The organism is Streptomyces sp. NPDC028305, assembly GCF_055569495.1.
In genome coordinates, this window is sequence record NZ_JBVHTN010000012.1 from 102,143 (window position 1) to 120,080 (window position 17,938).

Consider the following 17,938-nt stretch of genomic DNA (forward strand, 5'->3'; position numbering starts at 1 on the left):
CGGTGACGCTAGGTGTCCGGCCGGGGGCCGTGTTGACCGGCAGTGCATGCGGTGGTGCCCACCAGCGCACTGTGCCCCGTCCTCGTCCTCGGCGTTCACTCTCGGGCAAGCCTCCGTGCACGGGCGGACTCGGGCCGTTCTCCCGGCGCTCTAGCGTCAGCGGGACGGTCCATGCCCGGAGAGCCGGCGGAACGAGGAGAGGCATGAGCGTGAACGAGCAGGCGGATGTGGTGGTCGTCGGGCTGGGGCCGGGCGGTGAACACGTCGCCGGCACGCTGGCTGAAGCGGGACTGGATGTGGTGGGGGTCGAGGCGGGGCTCGTCGGCGGCGAGTGTCCGTACTGGGCCTGTGTGCCCAGCAAGATGATGATCCGGGCCGGGAACCTGCTCGCCGAGGCGGGCAGGGTGCCCGCCCTCGCCGGTGCGGCGGTGGTGACTCCCGACTGGACCAGAGTCGCCGAACGGATCCGGAACGAGGCCACCGACGACTGGAACGACCAGGTGGCCGCGGACCGCTTCGTGGCGAAGGGCGGTCGGCTCGTCCGGGGGACGGGGCGCCTGACCGGGCCGCGCCGGGTGACCGTCGGTGAACGCACCTTCGAGGCCCGGCGCGGTGTCGTGCTGGCCACCGGTACCCGGCCCCGGATCCCCCCGGTGCCGGGGCTGGAGGAAACGCCGTACTGGACCAACCGCGACGCCATGGCCGCCAAGGAGCTCCCGGCGTCCATGGTGGTACTCGGCGGGGGCGCCATCGGCGTCGAACTCGCCCAGGTCTTCGCCCGCTTCAACTGCGCGGTCACCGTGGTCGAGGGACAGGACCAGTTGCTGTCGCAGGAGGAGCCGGAAGCGGGGAAGCTGGCCGCGGAGGCGCTGCGCGCGGACGGTGTCACCGTTCTCACGGGCGCCCGGGCGCGGCGGGTCGGCCATGACGGCACCGAGTTCACCGTCCGTCTCGAGGGCAGTGAACAGCCGCTGAGTGCCGAACGGCTTCTGGTCGCCACCGGACGCGTGGCCGACCTCAGTCCGCTGGGGGTCGACTCGGTGGGGCTCGATCCGGCAGCGGGAGCCGTTCCCACGGACGGGCGGATGCGGGCCGGGGAAGGGCTGTGGGCGGTCGGCGACATCGCCGGCCGGGGCGCCTTCACCCATGTGTCGATGTACCAGGCCGGTATCGCCGTCCGGGACATCCTCGGGCAGCCCGGTCCCGAAGCCGACTACCGGGCGCTGCCCCGCGTCACGTTCACCGATCCGGAGATCGGGGCCGTGGGGCTGACGGAGCGCCAGGCGCGGGAGCGGGGGCTGCGTGTGCGCACCAGCGTGGTGGCCGTCGCCTCCTCCACGCGCGGCTGGATTCACGGGCCGGGCAACGAGGGGTTCATCAAGCTCGTTGAGGACGCCGACCGGGGCGTGCTGATCGGGGCGACCTCGGCAGGACCGGTGGGCGGCGAGGTGCTGTACGGGCTGAACGTGGCCGTCCATGCCGAGGTACCCGTCGAGCGGCTCCAGCACATGATCTACACCTATCCGACCTTCCACCGGACGATCGAGGCGGCCCTGGGAGCCCTCCGCTGAACGCCACCCCGACCACGCGGGCGGACCCGGGCGCCGGGCGGTGGCGCACCATGGTGGGCCGCAATCCCGGCGAGCCGCATCGGTCCGCCACTTCGCTGGAGCTCTTCTTCGACCTGTGCTTCGTCGTCGCGGTGGCGCAGGCGTCCATGAGTCTGCATGAAGCGTTCGCTGAAGGGGAGCACGGCAGCGGCGCGCTGCGCTTCGCGCTGGTGTTCTTCACCATCTGGTGGGCGTGGATGAACTTCACCTGGTTCGCCTCCGCCTACGACCCGGACGACGTCACGTACCGGCTGACGGTGCTGGTGCAGATCACGGGATCGCTCATCCTCGCCGCCGGTGTCGGGCGCGCGTTCGAAGACGGCGATCTGCACATCATCACGCTCGGGTACGTCGTGCTGCGGTCGGCGTTGGCCGCGTTGTGGCTGCGCGCCGCGCTGTCCGATGCCGCCCGGCGGAGGACCGCACTGCGCTTCGCCGCGGGGGTGACGATATGCCAGCTCGGCTGGCTGGGGCTGCTTCTCGTGCCCGCTCCGGCGCGGCTGCCGGGCATCGTGGTGATGATCGTGGCCGAGCTGTCCGTTCCCGTGTGGGCGGAGTCCGCCGGGAGGACCCCCTGGCATCCGCACCACATCGCCGAGCGCTACGAACTGTTCACCCTCATCGTCCTCGGCGAGTCGGTCGCGGCCGCCACCGTCGCCGTTCGGGGCGCCTTCGAGCGGCATCACGGCACCGGTTCGCTGTACGCGCTGGCGGCGGGCGGCCTGCTCATGGCCTACGCCATGTGGTGGCTGTACTTCGCCCGCCCCGCGCACACGCTGCTCGCCACGACGCACCAGGCGCGCCGCAGGAGATTCCCGTGGGCCTACGGCCACTACCTGATCTTCGCCTCGGCGACCGCGGAGGGCGCCGGTCTGGCCGCGTACGCCGATCACGTCACGCGTCACACCGGGTCCTCGCCGACTGCCGCCGGCGCCGCGGTCACCGTTCCAGCGGCGATCTTCCTGATCACGGTCTGGCTCGTGCACCTGCGGCCACACCAGAGGAGCCTGGCCGAACGGGTTCCGTTCCCCCTCGCCGCGGTCGGTGTCCTGGCGGCCGCCTGGTCCCCGGCACCCGCGCTTGTCGCCGGTGTGCTCCTGGCGGGCCTGGTCGTGGTGGTTACGGTGCCGCGCCACCCACCCGCCGCAAGGGAAAGGAAGCAGTATGCGCAGGCTGCTGAGTGACGCGCTACACACGCTCGCACCGCCCGGCCAGGATCGCCATGGCCCGCTGCCTCCCCTGCTGCTGACGCTGACGGTGGTCACGGGGCTGGTCGACGCGGTGAGCTATCTGACACTCGGACATGTGTTCGTCGCCAACATGACCGGCAATGTGGTGTTCCTGGGGTTCGCTCTGGTGGGCGCCGCGAGCCTGTCCGCGGTCGCCTCTCTCGTCTCCCTGGCGGCGTTCCTCGCCGGCGCGCTCGCCGGGGGCAGGATCGGCACCCGGTTCGCCACGCACCGCGGCAAGCTGTTGAAGACGGCCACCGCCGTGCAGACGGTGCTGGTCACCGTCAGCGTGGCCACCGCCGCGGTCACGGACGGCCGGGTCACCACGGGCGTCCAGTACACGCTGATCGTGTTCCTGGGGCTCGGCATGGGGCTACAGAACGCGGTCGCCCGGCGCCTCGGTGTCCCTGACCTCACCACGACCGTACTGACCCTGACCCTGACGGGGCTGGCCGCGGACTCCACTCCGGCCGGCGGCGCGGCGCCACGGCCCGGCCGCCGGATCCTGTCCGTACTCGCGATGTTCCTCGGCGCCCTCGTCGGAGCCCAGCTGGTGCTGCACGGCCACCTCGTGCTCACCCTGAGCCTGGCCCTGCTGCTCCTCGGCCTCACCTCCGTGGCCACCCACCGCCTCTCGGCCGACGACCCGGACTGGACCCGGCCGCCGTCCTGACGCGGTGCACCGGACATGTCTGAGCCCCCCCTGCACCAGAGGGCTCAGGCGTATCCGGCGGGGGCTACGACGCCAACAAGCCCTGGGTGTCGCGCCACTCGCGGGGGGCCATCCCGTAGGCGGCCCGGAAAGCCCGGCTGAAATGCGCGGCGCTGGTGAAGCCCCATCGGTGCGCCACCGCGGCGATCGTGGAGCTGCTCGCGCGGCGCGAAAGGTCGCGTCGGCACTCCTCCAGGCGACGCCGCTGGATCCACCGGCCGACCGTGACGTCTTCGCTCTCGAACAGCTTGTGCAGATAGCGCAGGGATATGCGGTGGGCTCGGGCGATGGACTGTGGGGTGAGATCGGGGTCTGCGAGATGACGGTCGATGAACGCCTGGATCCGCAGCAGCAGTGCCCGGTTCCCGCCGGGCGTGTCCTCGTTCGATCGGCCGAGAACCTCTCCGGCCAGCGCGCCGAGCATGTCCACGACGTTGCGGGCCATCAGCTCGCTGGTGCGCGGCGAGTAGGTTCCCGCGCCGTCCACGAGCCCGGCCAGGAAGGGCGAGAGCAGACTGCCGAGGGGCGTGTCGGGGCCGAGCGGGGAGGCCGTGACATGAGCCATGTCGGACTCGCTCAGGCCCAGAATCTCTCTCGGCACGACGAGGGACTTCGTCCGGAAGGACTGGGGAAGATTCAGCCGGACGGGGCGCGCCATGTCGTAGACGAAGATGTCTCCCGGCCCGAGGACCGCTTCACGGCCGTCCTGCTCCAGCCGGGCGACTCCCCTGTCCAGCAGTTTGACCACCACGTACTGGTCTTCGACACCCTGCGTGACCAGTCGGCGCGTGCGCAGGGCGGACAGGCAGTCGCCGTCCACGGTGACGGCCTGAAGCGGGCCGAGCGGTGCCGTACGGATCGTGCCGGAATACACCTCGTCGGGGACGGTCATGTCCACGGCGCCGAACGTTTGCGACAGGGCTTCACGCCAGTACGACCGTCTGCGCGGGACGGGCAGCGAATCGGTGGTGTGGAAGCTGCCGGAGGCGCTTCGTTCGAGCCGCACACGTTCCGGCCTCGATGAATCCAGCAACATGATCCCTGTCCTTCAACCGGTGAGCCTGCTGCATCACCGTGCCAGCGGCCCGGGAGCGGCACATCGCGTGAATCCGCTAGATCACGGCTGCGGGACCGCCCTCACCTGCCGGCTCCCGTGGTGGCGCCGGCGGTGACATGGCGCTGGGCGACGACGAGCAGTACGGCGGCAGGGACGGACGCCATGACTGTCGTGGCCATGATGGCGTTCCACTGGTTCGTGTGGGCCCCGATGTACTGGTAGATGCCCAGAGTGATCGGTCGAACGGTGTCCGTGGTGGTCAGTAATTCCGACCCAGATGTTGATGAGGATCACCGACACGAGCGCCTGGGAGGTCCCGGTGAGCCAGGGGACGCCGGACGACGAGAGATGGAGGCCGCGCAGCGCCGCGTTGACGACTCCCGTGTCGGGGTCGAGCGTCCACTTCCACGTCGTTCCGGAGACGACCAGCGGCAACAGCCACGGCAGCAGCAGGAGCGATCGCAGAACGCCGCCGAGCGGGAAGCGGCGCTGGAAGAACAGGGCGAAGGCCAGGCCGAGCGCGAACTGCCCGATGATCGATCCGGCGGTGAACAGGAGGGTGGTCAGCAGGGCCTGGGAGAACAGGTCCGACGAGAGGATCGCCGAGTAGTTCCGCAGCCCCACGAACGGCGCGGAGCCCGTGTAGAACGTCGTGGTCGTGTACTGCTGGAAGCTCATCACGACGTTCCTGAAGATCGGGTAGCCGAAGAACAGCAGCAGGTACGCCGCGGCGGGCGCGATGAACATCCACTGGGCCGTGCGCTCCCGAAAGCGTGCCCGGGCCGCGGCCCGGTCCCCCGCGACGACGGCGCCGTCGTCCTGCCCGGTGCGGGGCTTCGGCAGGGCCGGGGACGGGTCAGTCACCGGTCGCGAACCGCTGCGCACGCCTGAGGGCTTCCTCCGGTGTCTGCTCGCCCGTCAGCGCGGACTGGATCGCGGTGTATATCCCGGTCGCCGCCTTGGGCCATCTGACGCCGAGCTCACTGGTGCGGGCGCGTGCCGCTTCCAGGCTGCTGACGAAGGCAGCCATCGACGGAACCCGCTCCGCGTGCCGGGCGGCCACCGCGGTGCGGGAGGGCACGGTGAAGTGCTGCTCGGCCAGGGTGAGCATGTTCGAGGAGTTGTTCAGGCAGGCGAGAACCTTGGCGGCCTTGTCCTGCCGGGCCTTGGAAGGGCTCTGCGGGACCGTCCACACCTCACCGCCGAGCGGGGTGACCGGGGTCTGCCCCGTCCGGGGGACGGGGATGGGGGCAACCCCCCAGCGCAGGTTCTTGTCCTTGTTCAGGGCGGGGATCCGCCAGGGGCCATTGACCATCATGGCGGTCCTTCCGGCGGCGAACTGATCGTGGACATCGGCCTGTGTCCAGTTCAGCACCGACTTCGACATGGATCCGCTCTTCACCAGGTCGACCCACAGCTGGAGTGCCTGCGCGGCCTGCGGGGTGTCCAGCCGCCTCTCGTCCCCGCCGTTGGACCACAGGAACGGCAGGAACTGCCAGGCGCCCTCGAAAGTGGCGTTCGCGTCGACCGCCATGCCGTAGCGCCCGGGACGGGTCAGCTCGGCCGCGGCCGTCTTCAGTTCGCTCCAGGTCCTCGGCACGGCGACACCGGCCTTGGCGAGCATGTCCTTGTTGTAGAAGAGGGCGACCGTGCTGACGTAGGGGGCCAGTCCGTACACCTTTCCCTCATATGTGCCCGCCGACAGGATGCCCGGGGCGAGGCCGCCGGGTTCGATGCCGTACTGGTCCAGAGGGGTCAGCGCGCCGGTCCGGGCGATCTGCTGAAGGTCGGGGTTGTCCAGCATCAGCAGGTCGGGAAGGGTCCGCGACGACGCCTGCCGCAGGACCGTGGGGATGAGCGACGCCCCTGGCACGCTCCTCTGCTCGACCTTCACCCCGGCGGTCCTGCCACAGGCGGTGAGCATCTCGTCCCACTGGGTGTGCTCAGGTTCGTCGGTGTAGTAGTCAAGCGCGGTGATGGAGGTCACCTTGCCGGTGGCGGACCCGCCACCGGTTCCGCCACCGCACCCGGTGGCGCCCGCTATCAGAATGATGGTTCCGGTCAGGAGGGCGGCGATCCGCCGCGCCGGCGGACTGGCCGGTGAGATCATTCTGATGCCTTTACCGAGTGACGTCTGTGGCTGGAGTCGGCAGCGCGAGGATGGCGGACTCCAGGGCGCCGTCAAGATGACCCATACCGGCATCTTCCGCTCGAAAGCATGTTACAGGGCGGCCTTGACCGGCCGATGGCAGGGAAGTTTCAGAAGAGCGACATCGGCAGGCCCCCGGTGGCGCTACCGTCATCGCCCTGTTCGGCGGCTTCCCGGATCATCGCCACCACGGCGTCGGGCTGCGACAGCACCACGGCGTGTGAGCCGTCCAGCGCGTATTCGGTGGCCGCCATGCGTTGTGCCATGAAGCGCTGAGCGGTGGGGTTGAGTATCCGGTCGGCGGTCGCGATGGCGTACCAGGACGGCTTGGAGGCCCATGCCGGCGGGCCCGATCTACTGGTCAGCGCGGTCCAGGCGATCGGGCGTTGCGCCACGGACAGCACCTCCCTGACGCTGGTCGGCAGGTCGGCGGCGTACACCTGCGGGAACTGTTCCTTACGGATGTAGAGCTCGCGGTCCGGGCCGCCGGGGATCGGGGCGGGGAGGGCGGCGGTGAAGGTCGCGTCGGCCCCCGGCGCGGGGGCGAAGCGGTTCACGATGTCCAGGACGCACTCGCCCGTGTCGAGTCCGAACGCGGCGACGTAGCACAAGGCCACGACGTTGTCGGCGTCGGTGGCGGCGTGTGTGATGACCGCGCCACCGTAGTCGTGGCCGACCAGGACGACAGGGACATCGATCTCCCGCACCACGCTTCCGATGTAGGCGGCGTCCTGCGCCAGACCACGCAGCGGGTTCGCCACGGCGCGCACGGGCAGTCCGGCGGTGTGCAGGCGGCTGATGACCCCCGCCCACGACGAGGCATCGGTGAACGCCCCATGGACAAGCACGATGGTCGGCGGTGCGGGGGTGGATCGGTGCATGCCGGTGACCTCCGACTGAGTGTGAGCGATGCGCCAGCCAAGCCCGTCGAGGCGTGGCAGCGCATCGCGTGAACGTACCAACTGGTCCGCTCAGTTGTCGGGCAAGGCCATGACCACGTTGGCGAGCTGAACCCGGGAGTTGATCGACAGCTTCTGGAAGACGGACGTCAGGTGGGTGTTCACCGTGTGCGGGGAGACGACGAGCAGGTCGGCGGCCGACCGGTTGGTGTGACCCTCGGCGACAAGGCGTGCGACCTTCTTCTCCGAGGCCGTGAGCGCCTCCCATCCCTGGACGGGGCGCTGCTTGGTCACCGCCCCGCGGCTGCCGGCTCCCGCACCCTCCAGAGCACGCCGTACGCGTGCCGCCTCGGCGTGGGCACCCGACTCGGCGAACGTGTCACGGGCTTGCGTCAGCGCGGCCGCTGCCTGACGTTTCCGGCCTGCCGCCAGGAGCGCCTGTCCGAGATCGGCGTGTGCGGCGGCCCGCACCAGCGGGCGAGGGCCTGCCTTCAGCAGCTCCGCGGCGTGTTCGAGCATGGCGAGATCGTTTTTCACGAGCCCGAGGGCCTGCGCCGCGATGCCCGTGGCCGTCGGCACCGCGGCGTTGCGTTCGGCGTGGGCTTCGGCCTGTGCGGCCAGGTCCTCGGCCAGCTCGTGCTCCGCGCCGCGCAGGGCTATGCGTATCGCGGAGTCGACCCAGTCACGCAGAAGCCGCCACCGCATGAAGCGACCTTCGCGCTGCACCTGCCGAATCCTGTCGACGGCACGCCCGATGTCCCCGTCGGCCTCGGCGTGGACCGCCTCCAGGAAGCGCACCGCGGCCGTGTTGCCCGGGTTCGGTTTGGCCGCCAGTCTTTCCCGCGCCGCGGCCAGGTGCTCCCGCGCCGCCTCTCGGTCGCCGCGCAGCAGGGCGATCCGGGAGCGGATCACGCGGCCGTTCACCTGCTGGACGGGCGTCTGCACCTCGTCCTCCAGGCGCTCCATGGTCATGAAGCCTGCGTCGGCGTCGTCGAGCCGGCCGAGCCCCAGATCGTACTGGCCCTGCGCCCACAGCATCATCGCCTGACGCATCCCCCCGGCTTGCTCCGCCGCTTGCGAGAGCAGCCGTTCGCCGGACGCGAAGTCGTCCATGTGCAGGTGCGCGACGATCTCTTCGGGAAGGAAGGCGGAATCGATGGCGCTCAGCGCGGCAAAGCGCTCCAGCGCGCCCGCGTTCTCGCCCGCGTTCTGCGCGATCTCGCCGAGCCCGGACAGGGCCAGGATGTGTGCCTCCCGATCACCGACCGCGGTGGCGGCACGCAGCCCGGACTCGCCGATCTCACGCGCCGCTACGAGATCATGGTCCCGGGACAGGGCCAGTGCGTGCAGGGCGGCCAGCCTCGCCCCGATCTCCGGGGCGGCGCCCCCCATGGCGAGGGCGGTTTCGGTCCGGCGGCGCAGGTCGCCGGCGAGATCCATGTTCCACAGCGCCCCACCGAGGGCAGCCTGAAGCCGGCTGAACGCCTCCAGCGGTGGTTGGCCGGCCAGTAGCCGGTCGCCTGTCGACAGCGCCTCGCGGTTCCGGCCGGCCCGTGTCAAGGAGAGGATCGTCCGCTCACCCACGGTGAACCTCAGCGGCAGTGCCGGGGGCACCAGATCCAGCGCGCGTGTCATCAGGTCGGCCGCGAGGCCCGGCATGACCGACAGCACGTCGTCGGCCACTCGCTGTAGCAGCACTACGCATTCCTCGTCTCCGGGCAGGGCTCCCCTGAGGATGTGCGGCACCGCGTCGATCGGCTGGTGGCCCGTGGAGACAAGGTGGCGGGCAGCTTCTCGGTGAAGTGCCTTCCGGGCCGACGGCGGGATGTCGACGTAGACCGCCTGGCGCAGCAGATCATGCCGGAACACCAGATGGTCGCCGTCGTCGTCCAGGAGTCCGGCGCGCACGGCTTCCTCGAGCGCCGGGATCAGCGTGGCGGCCGGCCGGCCGCAGAGCGCGGCGGCGTCATGGAAACCGAAGCTGCGTCCCAGCACCGCTCCCATCTGGAGGAAGCGCAGGGTGTCGGGGTCCAGGGACCTGAGCCTGCCACGCACACCCACCACGAGCCCGGGGGGCACAAGCTCGTCCGAGGCCTCGGCGGTCCGCAGGCCCGCGAGCATCTCGACCGCCAGAAACGGGTTCCCGCCGGCCCCCTCGAGCAGGTCCCGCACCTGCTCGTCAGCCGCTGCCCCGAGGGTGTCGCCGACCAGTTGATCCATGGCCGCGCCGGACAGTGGCCCCAAGGGCACAGTGACCGTCGGGAGGTTGCCGGTCGCGGCGGCGACGACCTCTTCCGCCGGGCCCGCGGGCTCCCGTCGCGCGGTCAGCAACCACAGAACCGGCGAGGTCCGCAGGCGTGTCGGAAGCTGTTTCAGGGCAAACCGGCTCAGCGGATCGGCCCACTGCACATCGTCCAGGCCGATCAGCACCGGCATGCTGCCCGCTCTGGCTTCGATCGCCTCCGCCAGGCGCTCCACCAGCCAGATGCGCTGATCATGGTTGCGGGCGAGATCGGCAAAGGCATCGCCGGACAGCAGCGGCTGATCGCCGTGCAGGACGCTGGCCGCCAACGACGAGAGCGGCACGATGTGATGAAGCTCATCGGCCTTGCCGACGCCGACCGAGAATCCCGCCGCCCTGGCTCCGGAGACGGCCTCGGCGAGCAGCGTGGTCTTACCGATGCCCGGTTCCCCCTGGATCAGGGCCAACCCGCCGCTCCCTGTGCGGGCCACCGAGGCGATCAGCGCCTGAAGCGCTTCGAGCTCGGCCTCTCGGCCGCGCAGACCGCTACGGGTCAGCCGCCCACGCCGGGCGGCGGATCCCGGCGGCTGTACGCCACCGGCTCCGTCCGTCGGCCATGGCTGCTGAGAACGGTCCAAGTGGGGTCCTGTGTCGGTGCGTGTCCGGAAGAGCGCCGGAATGCCTGCGGCGGGATCAGTGGCAGCCTACCGGGTCACATCTCCCCCACCGCCGGGCACCCGCTCCGCACGCGAGAGCCACCCCGGGCGGCAGGACCTACGGCGCGCCGACGACAGCCGACCTCACCGGCGTCGTCGGCGAACCACCCCCCGACCGCGGCATGACCTTACGTGGCCGGCCCGGTGCCCAGCGTCAGCCGGGGATGGCCGCGCCGATGAGCGCCGGCCGGGGGCGCCGCGCTCAGTGGGCGGTGGCCCGGATGGCATCCTCGATCAGCTGGATGACGCGCTCCGGGTGGGCGAGCATCACCAGGTGCGAGGAGTCGACCTCGACGGTGGCCATGTCGGCCCGCTCGTAGCCGTAACGCTGCACGTCGGGGTTGATGGTGTGGTCGGCCGTGGCCACCAGGCCCCAGGAGGGCTTGGTCTTCCACGCCGCCTCCGGCGCCTTCTCGGCGAAGGCCTGCGCGGCCAACGGACGCTGGGAGACGGCGAGGACGGCCGCGATTCGCGGGTCGACGTCGGCAGCGAAGATGGACGGGAACTTGTCGATCTCGACGGACACATCGGTGCCGGGAGTGGTGGAGCCCTCGATCGGGAAGGGCGTGTAGACGAGCGCGGTGGCGAGGTCGGAATCCGGGAAGCGACCCTGCAACTCGCCCAGGCTTTCGCCCTCCTCCAGGGCGTAACCGGCCAGGTAGACCAGCGCTTTGACGTTGTCCTCCGCACCGGCGACGGTGATGACGGCACCGCCGTAGGAGTGTCCGACCAGGACGACCGGCCCGGGAATCTCACGGACGATCGAGGCGATGTAGGCGGAGTCGCCGAGCAGACTGCGGTTGGGCACCGCCGGCGCCACCACGTCCAGGCCACGGGCGATCAGTTCGGGGATGACACGGCCGAAGCTGGACGCGTCGGCGAAGGCGCCGTGGATCAATACGACGGTCGGGCTGTCGGAACGAGACAAGGCACAACTCCCTGTTGATGTATTCGCGATCGGCCGATGCGGGGGGGAGGCCGGGGCGGAGCCCAAGGCTCTTCGTGGGGCCGGACCGGCACAGGCGGTGTCCGAACCGGACCACCGGCCGCAGGCGTGAACAGCAGCACAGTACGGGCGGCCGGTGGAGCCGCCTTGTCTGTCGATGCACCACGTGTTGTCCGACCGCGCCACCGAGGGGTGCCGGTGAGGGACCCCCCTTCCCTCTTCCTGACACTCCCAGGCAACAAGCGATGCACTCGAGGACAACAGGCGGCGAGACATTCGCCCTAGCGTGATGACTCCCGGTGCCGCGAACACCCCGACGCTGGCACTGCGGGCGTCAGTCACTCCGCACGAAGGAACGAGAGCTTGCCGTACATCACCGTGGGTCAGGAAAACTCCACCACCATCGACCTCTACTACGAGGACCACGGCACCGGGCAGCCGGTCGTCCTCATCCACGGGTTCCCGCTCGACGGCCACTCCTGGGAGCGGCAGAGCGCCGTGCTGCTGGACGCGGGCTACCGCGTGATCACCTACGACCGCCGCGGCTTCGGACAGTCCAGCCAGCCGACGACCGGGTACGACTACGACACCTTCGCGGCCGACCTGAACACCGTGCTGGAGACCCTCGACCTGCGGGACGCCGTCCTGGTCGGCTTCTCCATGGGCACCGGTGAGGTCGCCCGGTACGTGTCCGCCTACGGCTCCGCGCGGGTCTCCAAGGTCGCTTTCCTGGCCTCACTGGAGCCCTGCCTGCTCAAGACCGACGACAACCCCGACGGGGTCGCCCCGAAGGAGTTCTTCGACGGCGTCGTCGCGGCCGTCAAGGCGGACCGCTACGCGTACTACACGGCCTTCTACAAGGACTTCTACAACCTCGACGAGAACCTCGGCACCAGGATCAGCGAGGAGGCCGTACGCAACAGCTGGAACGTCGCGGCGAGTGGCGGCTTCTTCGCCGCGGCCGCCGCACCGTCGACCTGGTACACCGACTTCCGGGCCGACATCCCGGCCATCGACGTGCCGACCCTGATCCTGCACGGTACGGGCGACCGGATCCTGCCCGTCGAGGGGACCGCGCGGCCGTTCCACAAGGCGCTCCCGTCCGCCGACTACGTGGAGATCGAGGGCGCTCCGCACGGCCTGCTGTGGACCCACGCGGAGGAGGTCAACACCGCGCTGCTCACCTTCCTGGCGAAGTGACCCCGTCGCAGGTCCGCCCGGCGGGCCTGCGACGCGCGAGCGCCGTAGGGATCCCCGCCCCAGCGATCCCTACGGCGCCCATGCGTGGTGACCCTGACGCCAACGCGCCCACGGATCCCGCCATGCCGCCTACAACCCGCGGCGACGCGTTTCCGAGCGGCGCGGGTTCCGTGCGTGCGTCATACGGACATGAGGGCGTGCAGCGCGGCGCCGGCGAGCGTCGGCTCGAGCCGTGCCCGTCCGTCGAGGAAGCCCAGTTCCAGCAGCACGGCCAGTCCGGCCACCGTCGCTCCGGTGGCTCGGATCAGATGCAGGACGGCCTCCGCGGTCCCGCCCGAGGCCAGGACGTCGTCGATGACCAGGACCCGGTCGTGTGGAGCGAGAGCGTCGTCCTTGAGCTCGATGACCCCGCTCCCATACGCGAGGTCGTAGGGACGCGACAGAACCGGCCCGGGAAGCTTGCCGGCCTTGCGTGCGGGCACGAAGCCGACGCGCGCCCGCACGGCGACGGGCGCACCGAGGATGAAGCCCCTCGCCTCCACGCCGACGATCTTGGTCGCTCCGAGCCGGACGCACACGTCCGCGAGTAACTCGACGAGATGCCCGAAGGCCACGGGGTCGGCCAGGAGGGGAGTGATGTCCTTGAACACCACGTCCGGGTTCGGATGGCCGGGCACGTCCCGGATCCGCTCGCGCAGCAGAGCGATCGCGGCCTCTTGGTCGGTGGGACTCGTCATCGTCATCACAGGCTCCTCAAAGGAGGGAAGAGCAGGACAGAAGATCGTCTCCGGCAACGGGCGGGCCGATGCCGGAGACGGCGGTGTCAGTGCGATGCGGGTGGGGCGGCGAAGGTCACAACTCTACGGCCCGCACGAAGATCCGGCTGCCAGGGGAAATCGGCCACTTGGCGAGGAAGTTCTCATGGTTCCGGCCGAACGCCGGCGTAGCCACGGTTGTTGGCGTGGGCCAGCGGCGCGCCGACTCGGCGGGTGGCAGGTGCCGCACGTTCGTCGCTGACCTGCACCTTCACGACTTCATCCACCTCGTGGCACCACCGGCGCCACGGATAGTGCCAAATACGGCCCACCATGGCGCCATTCATGTGCCATGATGGCATCACGGCAGCGCACCCCTCGGCCTCACGGGCCGAGGGGTGCGCGTTTCGCGGAGTGAGCCATCAAAGGGGTCGGATCATGGAGACAGCGCAGAGCCAGGAGCAGGCGGCGCCCGGCGCCTTCACCGCCTTCGCCCGCTTCGTGCTCTGTGGCGGTGGGGTGGGGATCGCCTCCAGCTTCGCCGTGGCGGCCCTCGCCTCCTGGGTTCCCTGGGCCCTGGCCAACGCCCTCATCACCGTGGTCTCCACGCTCCTCGCCACCGAGTTGCACGCCCGCTTCACCTTCGGCGCGGGCGGGCGCGCGACCTGGCGCCAGCATGCGCAGTCGACTGGGTCCGCGGCCGCCGCGTACGCGGTGACCTGCGTGGCGATGCTTGGCCTGCACCAGCTGGTGGCGGCGCCTGGCGCGGTGCTCGAGCAGGTGGTCTACCTGTCCGCCTCCGCACTCGCCGGTGTCGCGCGGTTCGCGGTGCTGCGCCTCGTCGTCTTCGCGCGGAACCGCTCGCAGGCCGCGGCCACCATCCACACCGCCCGTCCCGTGCACGCCACCGTGGCCCGCGTCTCGGCCCCGGCCGACCCGGGGGCGCTCTGCTCCGCCGCCTGACGGGGTCGGGCAGACCGGTGCGTCACGACGACGCACGCGGGCTTGCCGACCTCGCCGGCGTCGTCACGGGTTCCAGCCGCAGCCGCTGAATCGGCCACGGTGGCGGCTCGGCCGGGCCGAACCAGACCCGGACGTCCTCCCCGGTGCGGACGGGCAGGAGGGGATAGTCGTTCTCGGCGTGCTCGGTGCGGTGCAGCGCATGGCCCGAGCCCAGGTGCCGGGCGGCATAGGCGTCGAAGGCAGCCGCGTCGGACGGCCGGCAGATCGTCGCGACCACCTCGCGGGTGCCCGGCTCCGCGGCGAAGCACGGCCCACGCAGCAGCAGGACGTCGTCGCTGTCGACCATGGTGGCGTTGGCCTCGTCGCGGAACTTCCGCCAGACCGGGCCGGTGTAGAACGCCTCCAGCGCGCGCCGGCGGTGCACCATGTCGGGGAACGCGCGCAGCCAGACGAAGCGGTCCGGGTCGTCGAGGTCGCGGAAACGGCCGCCGAGAGTGATGCCGACCGCATGCTGGCCGATGACGAACTCGCGCTCGAACAGCTCGATCAGCGTCTCCCGGGCGCCGGGATGCAGGGTGTACTGCCGGAGTTCGACGATGCTCATGCGCCGGCCCGCCCGGTGCGCGTGAAGTCCATGGTCCAGTTGAGCTCCCAGGTTCGGCCGTCGTCGGCGGAGAACTCCTGCTCCCAGCGGGCGGCGTCCGGGCCGAGGCGGTACCAGGTGAAGTGCACCCGGATCGGGCGGCCGTCGTAGGTGTCCTCGCCGTGGAAGTCACCGCGGTCGCCCGTGAAGCTGCCGGTCACGGGGGGATCCAGTCGCCCCGTCCGGCTGTCGGACCAGTGGATCGACCAGCGCTCCGTCTCGCGGTCGAACAGTCGCAGGGTCACGCCCTGGCGGCCGAGGGTGGGGAAGGTGATCTCGTCGATGTTCCCGGCACCCCCGAACAGCGGCCGGACCACCGCGTGACCGGGGAACTCCACCCAGGTGGCGGGGCCCGGGCCGAGCGGTGCGGTGAGACGGCGGTTGGCCACGTCCCAGGAGCCGTGCAGGAAGTCGAAGTCGTCCATGCGCCGCAGGCTAGGGACACTCCCCTGACATCCACTGTCAGTGGATACTGGGCGGCATGCGCGCGAGCCGACTGGTCACCCTGCTTCTGCTGCTCCAGAACCGGGGCCGGATGACGGCCCAGCAGCTGGCCGAGGAACTGGAGGTCTCCGTCCGTACGGTCTACCGGGACGTCGAGGCGCTCGGCGCCGCCGGTATCCCGCTGTACGGCGCCGCCGGACACGCGGGCGGCTACCGGCTGGTCGACGGCTACCGGACCCGCCTCACCGGACTGACCGCGGACGAGGCACAGGCCGCGTTCCTCGCCGCGCTCCCCGGCACCGCCGCCGACCTCGGCCTCGGCGAGGCACTCGCCACCGCCCAGCTCAAACTGCGGGCCGCCCTTCCGGCGGAGCTGCGCGAGCACGCCGGGCGGATCCAGGAACACTTCCTGCTCGACGCCCCCGGCTGGTACGGCGACGCCGACCGTACGCCTCACCTGGCCGCGGTCGCCGCCGCGGTGTGGGCGCGGCGGGCGGTGCTCTTGCGGTACCGGCGCTGGCGCGCGCCGGAGGAGATCGAGCGGCGGGTGGAGCCGTACGGGCTCGTGCTCAAGGCCGGCCGCTGGTACGTGGTCGCCGGCGGGCCGTCCGGAGTCCGCACCTACCGGGTCGACCAGATCGTCGAACTCCACTCCCTGGAAGAGGAGTTCGTCATCCCGGACGGGTTCGACCTGTCCGCGCACTGGAACAGCTACCTGGCCGACTTCCGAGCCCGGCTGCACACCGGGGAGGCTCTGGTACGGCTCACACCGGAGGGAGCCCGCCGCCTCGGCGTGACACCCGCGGGTGACGGATGGACGGAGACCCGGGTGCCCATCGAATCGATCGGCCACGCCCATGGAGAGTTCCTGCGGCTGGGCACCGACGTCGTGGTCGTCGCACCGGCGGAACTCCGCGACCGCATCGCCGAGACGGTACGGACCCTCGCGACCCGCTACGAGGGGTGACCCCGGGCAGAGGGACCTCTTGGCTTCACGACGCCACCCGCTCGCTGCGTACGTCGTCCGGGTGGGCGAGGCCCAGGTGGTCACGCAGGGTCGGGCCCTCGTACTCGGTGCGGAAGACGCCCCTTTCCTGGAGCAGCGGGACGACGTCGTCGGCGAAAGCGTCGAGGCCGCCGGGGGTGATGTGCGGGACGAGGATGAAGCCGTCGGCGGCGTCCGCCTGGACGAAGTCGTCGATGGTCTTCGCGACGGTGGCCGGGGAGCCGACGAAGTTCTGCCGGTTGCCGGTCTCGATGACGAGATCGCGGATGGACCAGTTGTTGGCGGTGGCGAGCTCCCGCCATGCGCGGGCGATGGCCAGCGGATCGCGGTACATGCGCACCTGCGCCCGGCCGCGGGCGATGTGGTGCTCGCCAGGGTCCGGGTCGATGTCGGGGAGCGGGCCGTCGGGGTCGTACGAGGACAGGTCCCGGTTCCAGACGAATTCCAGGTGCTTGATGGCCGTGGCCCCGCTGACCTGTTGGCGGCGCACCTCCTTGGCCAGTTCCTCGGCCTCGGCGTCGGTGTCGCCGAGGACGAAGGTCGCGGCGGGCAGGATCAGAAGCTGGTCGGGGCGGCGGCCGTAGGTGGCCAGCCGGCTCTTGACGTCCGCGTAGAAGGCCTGGCCCTCCTTCAGGGTGGCGTGCCGGCTGAAGATCGCGTCGGCGCTCGAAGCGGCGAACTCGCGGCCCTCGTCGGAGTCGCCCGCCTGGAAGATGACCGGGCGGCCCTGCGGGGAGCGCGGGACGTTGAACCGGCCGTGGATGTCGAAGTGGCGGCCGGTGTGGACGAAGGCCCCGGCCTTCGCGTCCCGCAGGAAGGTGCCGGTGGCCTGGTCGGCGAGGATCTCGTCGCCGTGCCAGGAGTCGAAGAGCTCGCCCGCGGTGGCCAGGAACTCCTTCGCGCGCGAGTAGCGCTCGTCCTGCGGGAGGAAGCCGCCACGGCGGAAGTTCTCGCCGGTGAAGGCGTCCCAGGAGGTGACCACGTTCCAGGCGGAGCGGCCACCCGAGAGGTGGTCGAGGCTCGCGAACTGGCGGGCGACCTCGTAGGGCTCGTTGAAGGTGGAGTTGATGGTGCCGGTCAGGCCGAGATGCTCGGTGACGGCGGCGAGCGCGGCGAGGACGGTGAAGGTGTCGGGGCGGCCGACGACATCCAGGTCGTAGATCTCACCGTCCTGTTCGCGCAGCCGCAGTCCCTCGGCGAGGAACAGGAAGTCGAACTTGGCACGTTCGGCGGTGCGGGCGAAATGGACGAAGGAGCTGAACTCGATGTGGCTGCCGGCCTCGGGGTCGCTCCACACGGTGGTGTTGTTGACGCCGGGGAAGTGGGCTGCCAGGTGGATCTGCTTCAGCGGCTTGCTCATGGTCGTA

At 70.7% G+C, this 17,938-nt stretch carries 16 protein-coding genes; 6 read left to right on the top strand and 10 right to left on the bottom strand.

Annotated elements, in window-relative coordinates:
• Window positions 1-203 precede the first annotated feature (203 nt).
• The 3 genes from ACZ4WQ_RS42365 to ACZ4WQ_RS42375 are packed head-to-tail and all read left to right on the top strand — an operon-like array spanning window position 204 to window position 3,512.
• Complete coding sequence (locus tag ACZ4WQ_RS42365) at window positions 204-1,571, top strand: dihydrolipoyl dehydrogenase family protein (RefSeq protein WP_398372906.1); 1,368 nt, start codon at window positions 204-206, stop codon at window positions 1,569-1,571.
• Window positions 1,572-1,621: 50 nt separating this feature from the next.
• Window positions 1,622-2,794: a low temperature requirement protein A gene (locus tag ACZ4WQ_RS42370; RefSeq protein ID WP_398372904.1), complete on the top strand. Its 1,173-nt coding sequence runs from the start codon at window positions 1,622-1,624 to the stop codon at window positions 2,792-2,794.
• Window positions 2,775-3,512 carry a YoaK family protein gene (locus ACZ4WQ_RS42375; protein WP_398372902.1) on the top strand — a complete coding sequence of 246 codons (738 nt, stop codon included), beginning with the start codon at window positions 2,775-2,777 and terminating at the stop codon, window positions 3,510-3,512. Before ACZ4WQ_RS42370 ends, ACZ4WQ_RS42375 begins: the two co-directional genes overlap by 20 nt.
• A 64-nt stretch (window positions 3,513-3,576) precedes the next feature.
• Here ACZ4WQ_RS42375 and ACZ4WQ_RS42380 read toward each other — a convergent pair whose 3' ends face one another.
• The 6 genes from ACZ4WQ_RS42380 to ACZ4WQ_RS42405 all read right to left on the bottom strand — a co-directional run bounded on the left by ACZ4WQ_RS42380 (window position 3,577) and on the right by ACZ4WQ_RS42405 (window position 11,542).
• Window positions 3,577-4,587: an AraC-like ligand-binding domain-containing protein gene (locus ACZ4WQ_RS42380; protein ID WP_398372900.1), complete on the bottom strand. Its 1,011-nt coding sequence runs from the start codon at window positions 4,585-4,587 to the stop codon at window positions 3,577-3,579.
• 81 nt (window positions 4,588-4,668) lie between these two features.
• Window positions 4,669-5,472 (bottom strand): carbohydrate ABC transporter permease, encoded by an 804-nt coding sequence (locus ACZ4WQ_RS42385; RefSeq protein ID WP_398372898.1) that lies wholly within the window; start codon window positions 5,470-5,472, stop codon window positions 4,669-4,671.
• On the bottom strand, window positions 5,465-6,718 hold the full coding sequence (locus ACZ4WQ_RS42390; protein ID WP_398372896.1) for an ABC transporter substrate-binding protein: 1,254 nt from the start codon (window positions 6,716-6,718) through the stop codon (window positions 5,465-5,467). Before ACZ4WQ_RS42390 ends, ACZ4WQ_RS42385 begins: the two co-directional genes overlap by 8 nt.
• Before the next feature lie 149 nt (window positions 6,719-6,867).
• Entirely contained in the window at window positions 6,868-7,638 is a 771-nt protein-coding gene (locus tag ACZ4WQ_RS42395; RefSeq protein WP_385338600.1) for an alpha/beta fold hydrolase, read from the bottom strand.
• Window positions 7,639-7,728: 90 nt separating this feature from the next.
• Window positions 7,729-10,536, bottom strand: coding sequence for a helix-turn-helix transcriptional regulator (locus ACZ4WQ_RS42400; RefSeq protein ID WP_468022819.1), 2,808 nt, complete (start codon window positions 10,534-10,536; stop codon window positions 7,729-7,731).
• A gap of 280 nt (window positions 10,537-10,816) precedes the next feature.
• Window positions 10,817-11,542 (bottom strand): alpha/beta fold hydrolase, encoded by a 726-nt coding sequence (locus tag ACZ4WQ_RS42405; RefSeq protein WP_398372891.1) that lies wholly within the window; start codon window positions 11,540-11,542, stop codon window positions 10,817-10,819.
• Between the two features lie 381 nt (window positions 11,543-11,923).
• Between ACZ4WQ_RS42405 and ACZ4WQ_RS42410 the strand changes: the two genes are divergently transcribed.
• On the top strand, window positions 11,924-12,760 hold the full coding sequence (locus tag ACZ4WQ_RS42410) for an alpha/beta fold hydrolase (RefSeq protein WP_311721739.1): 837 nt from the start codon (window positions 11,924-11,926) through the stop codon (window positions 12,758-12,760).
• Window positions 12,761-12,939: 179 nt separating this feature from the next.
• Here ACZ4WQ_RS42410 and ACZ4WQ_RS42415 read toward each other — a convergent pair whose 3' ends face one another.
• Window positions 12,940-13,497 (bottom strand): adenine phosphoribosyltransferase, encoded by a 558-nt coding sequence (locus ACZ4WQ_RS42415; RefSeq protein ID WP_311722335.1) that lies wholly within the window; start codon window positions 13,495-13,497, stop codon window positions 12,940-12,942.
• Between the two features lie 456 nt (window positions 13,498-13,953).
• On the opposite strand from ACZ4WQ_RS42415, the gene ACZ4WQ_RS42420 reads away from it, so the two are divergent.
• The gene (locus ACZ4WQ_RS42420; RefSeq protein WP_311721738.1) at window positions 13,954-14,478 is read left to right on the top strand and encodes a GtrA domain-containing protein; all 525 of its coding nucleotides are present in this window, start codon (window positions 13,954-13,956) and stop codon (window positions 14,476-14,478) included.
• A gap of 22 nt (window positions 14,479-14,500) precedes the next feature.
• On the opposite strand, the gene ACZ4WQ_RS42425 is transcribed toward ACZ4WQ_RS42420, so the two are convergent.
• Window positions 14,501-15,082, bottom strand: a complete 582-nt coding sequence (locus tag ACZ4WQ_RS42425) for an NIPSNAP family protein (protein ID WP_398372888.1) — start codon at window positions 15,080-15,082, stop codon at window positions 14,501-14,503.
• Window positions 15,079-15,546, bottom strand: a complete 468-nt coding sequence (locus tag ACZ4WQ_RS42430) for a hypothetical protein (protein ID WP_311721736.1) — start codon at window positions 15,544-15,546, stop codon at window positions 15,079-15,081. Before ACZ4WQ_RS42430 ends, ACZ4WQ_RS42425 begins: the two co-directional genes overlap by 4 nt.
• Window positions 15,547-15,602: 56 nt before the next feature.
• On the opposite strand from ACZ4WQ_RS42430, the gene ACZ4WQ_RS42435 reads away from it, so the two are divergent.
• Window positions 15,603-16,532 carry a helix-turn-helix transcriptional regulator gene (locus ACZ4WQ_RS42435; protein WP_311721735.1) on the top strand — a complete coding sequence of 310 codons (930 nt, stop codon included), beginning with the start codon at window positions 15,603-15,605 and terminating at the stop codon, window positions 16,530-16,532.
• Between the two features lie 25 nt (window positions 16,533-16,557).
• Here the strand turns inward: ACZ4WQ_RS42435 and ACZ4WQ_RS42440 are convergent, their stop codons facing one another.
• Entirely contained in the window at window positions 16,558-17,931 is a 1,374-nt protein-coding gene (locus tag ACZ4WQ_RS42440) for an NtaA/DmoA family FMN-dependent monooxygenase (protein WP_398372885.1), read from the bottom strand.
• Between the last annotated feature and the right edge of the window lie 7 nt (window positions 17,932-17,938).

Bases quoted from the DNA above. Each gene is read 5' to 3' on its own strand.
- ACZ4WQ_RS42390 (WP_398372896.1), bottom strand. From the start codon at position 6,718: ATGATCTCACCGGCCAGTCCGCCGGCGCGGCGGATCGCCGCCCTCCTG.
- ACZ4WQ_RS42365 (WP_398372906.1), top strand. From the start codon at position 204: ATGAGCGTGAACGAGCAGGCGGATGTGGTGGTCGTCGGGCTGGGGCCG.
- ACZ4WQ_RS42380 (WP_398372900.1), bottom strand. From the start codon at position 4,587: ATGTTGCTGGATTCATCGAGGCCGGAACGTGTGCGGCTCGAACGAAGC.
- ACZ4WQ_RS42425 (WP_398372888.1), bottom strand. From the start codon at position 15,082: ATGAGCATCGTCGAACTCCGGCAGTACACCCTGCATCCCGGCGCCCGG.
- ACZ4WQ_RS42395 (WP_385338600.1), bottom strand. From the start codon at position 7,638: ATGCACCGATCCACCCCCGCACCGCCGACCATCGTGCTTGTCCATGGG.
- ACZ4WQ_RS42375 (WP_398372902.1), top strand. From the start codon at position 2,775: ATGCGCAGGCTGCTGAGTGACGCGCTACACACGCTCGCACCGCCCGGC.
- ACZ4WQ_RS42420 (WP_311721738.1), top strand. From the start codon at position 13,954: ATGGAGACAGCGCAGAGCCAGGAGCAGGCGGCGCCCGGCGCCTTCACC.
- ACZ4WQ_RS42430 (WP_311721736.1), bottom strand. From the start codon at position 15,546: ATGGACGACTTCGACTTCCTGCACGGCTCCTGGGACGTGGCCAACCGC.
- ACZ4WQ_RS42435 (WP_311721735.1), top strand. From the start codon at position 15,603: ATGCGCGCGAGCCGACTGGTCACCCTGCTTCTGCTGCTCCAGAACCGG.
- ACZ4WQ_RS42415 (WP_311722335.1), bottom strand. From the start codon at position 13,497: ATGACGAGTCCCACCGACCAAGAGGCCGCGATCGCTCTGCTGCGCGAG.
- ACZ4WQ_RS42370 (WP_398372904.1), top strand. From the start codon at position 1,622: ATGGTGGGCCGCAATCCCGGCGAGCCGCATCGGTCCGCCACTTCGCTG.
- ACZ4WQ_RS42440 (WP_398372885.1), bottom strand. From the start codon at position 17,931: ATGAGCAAGCCGCTGAAGCAGATCCACCTGGCAGCCCACTTCCCCGGC.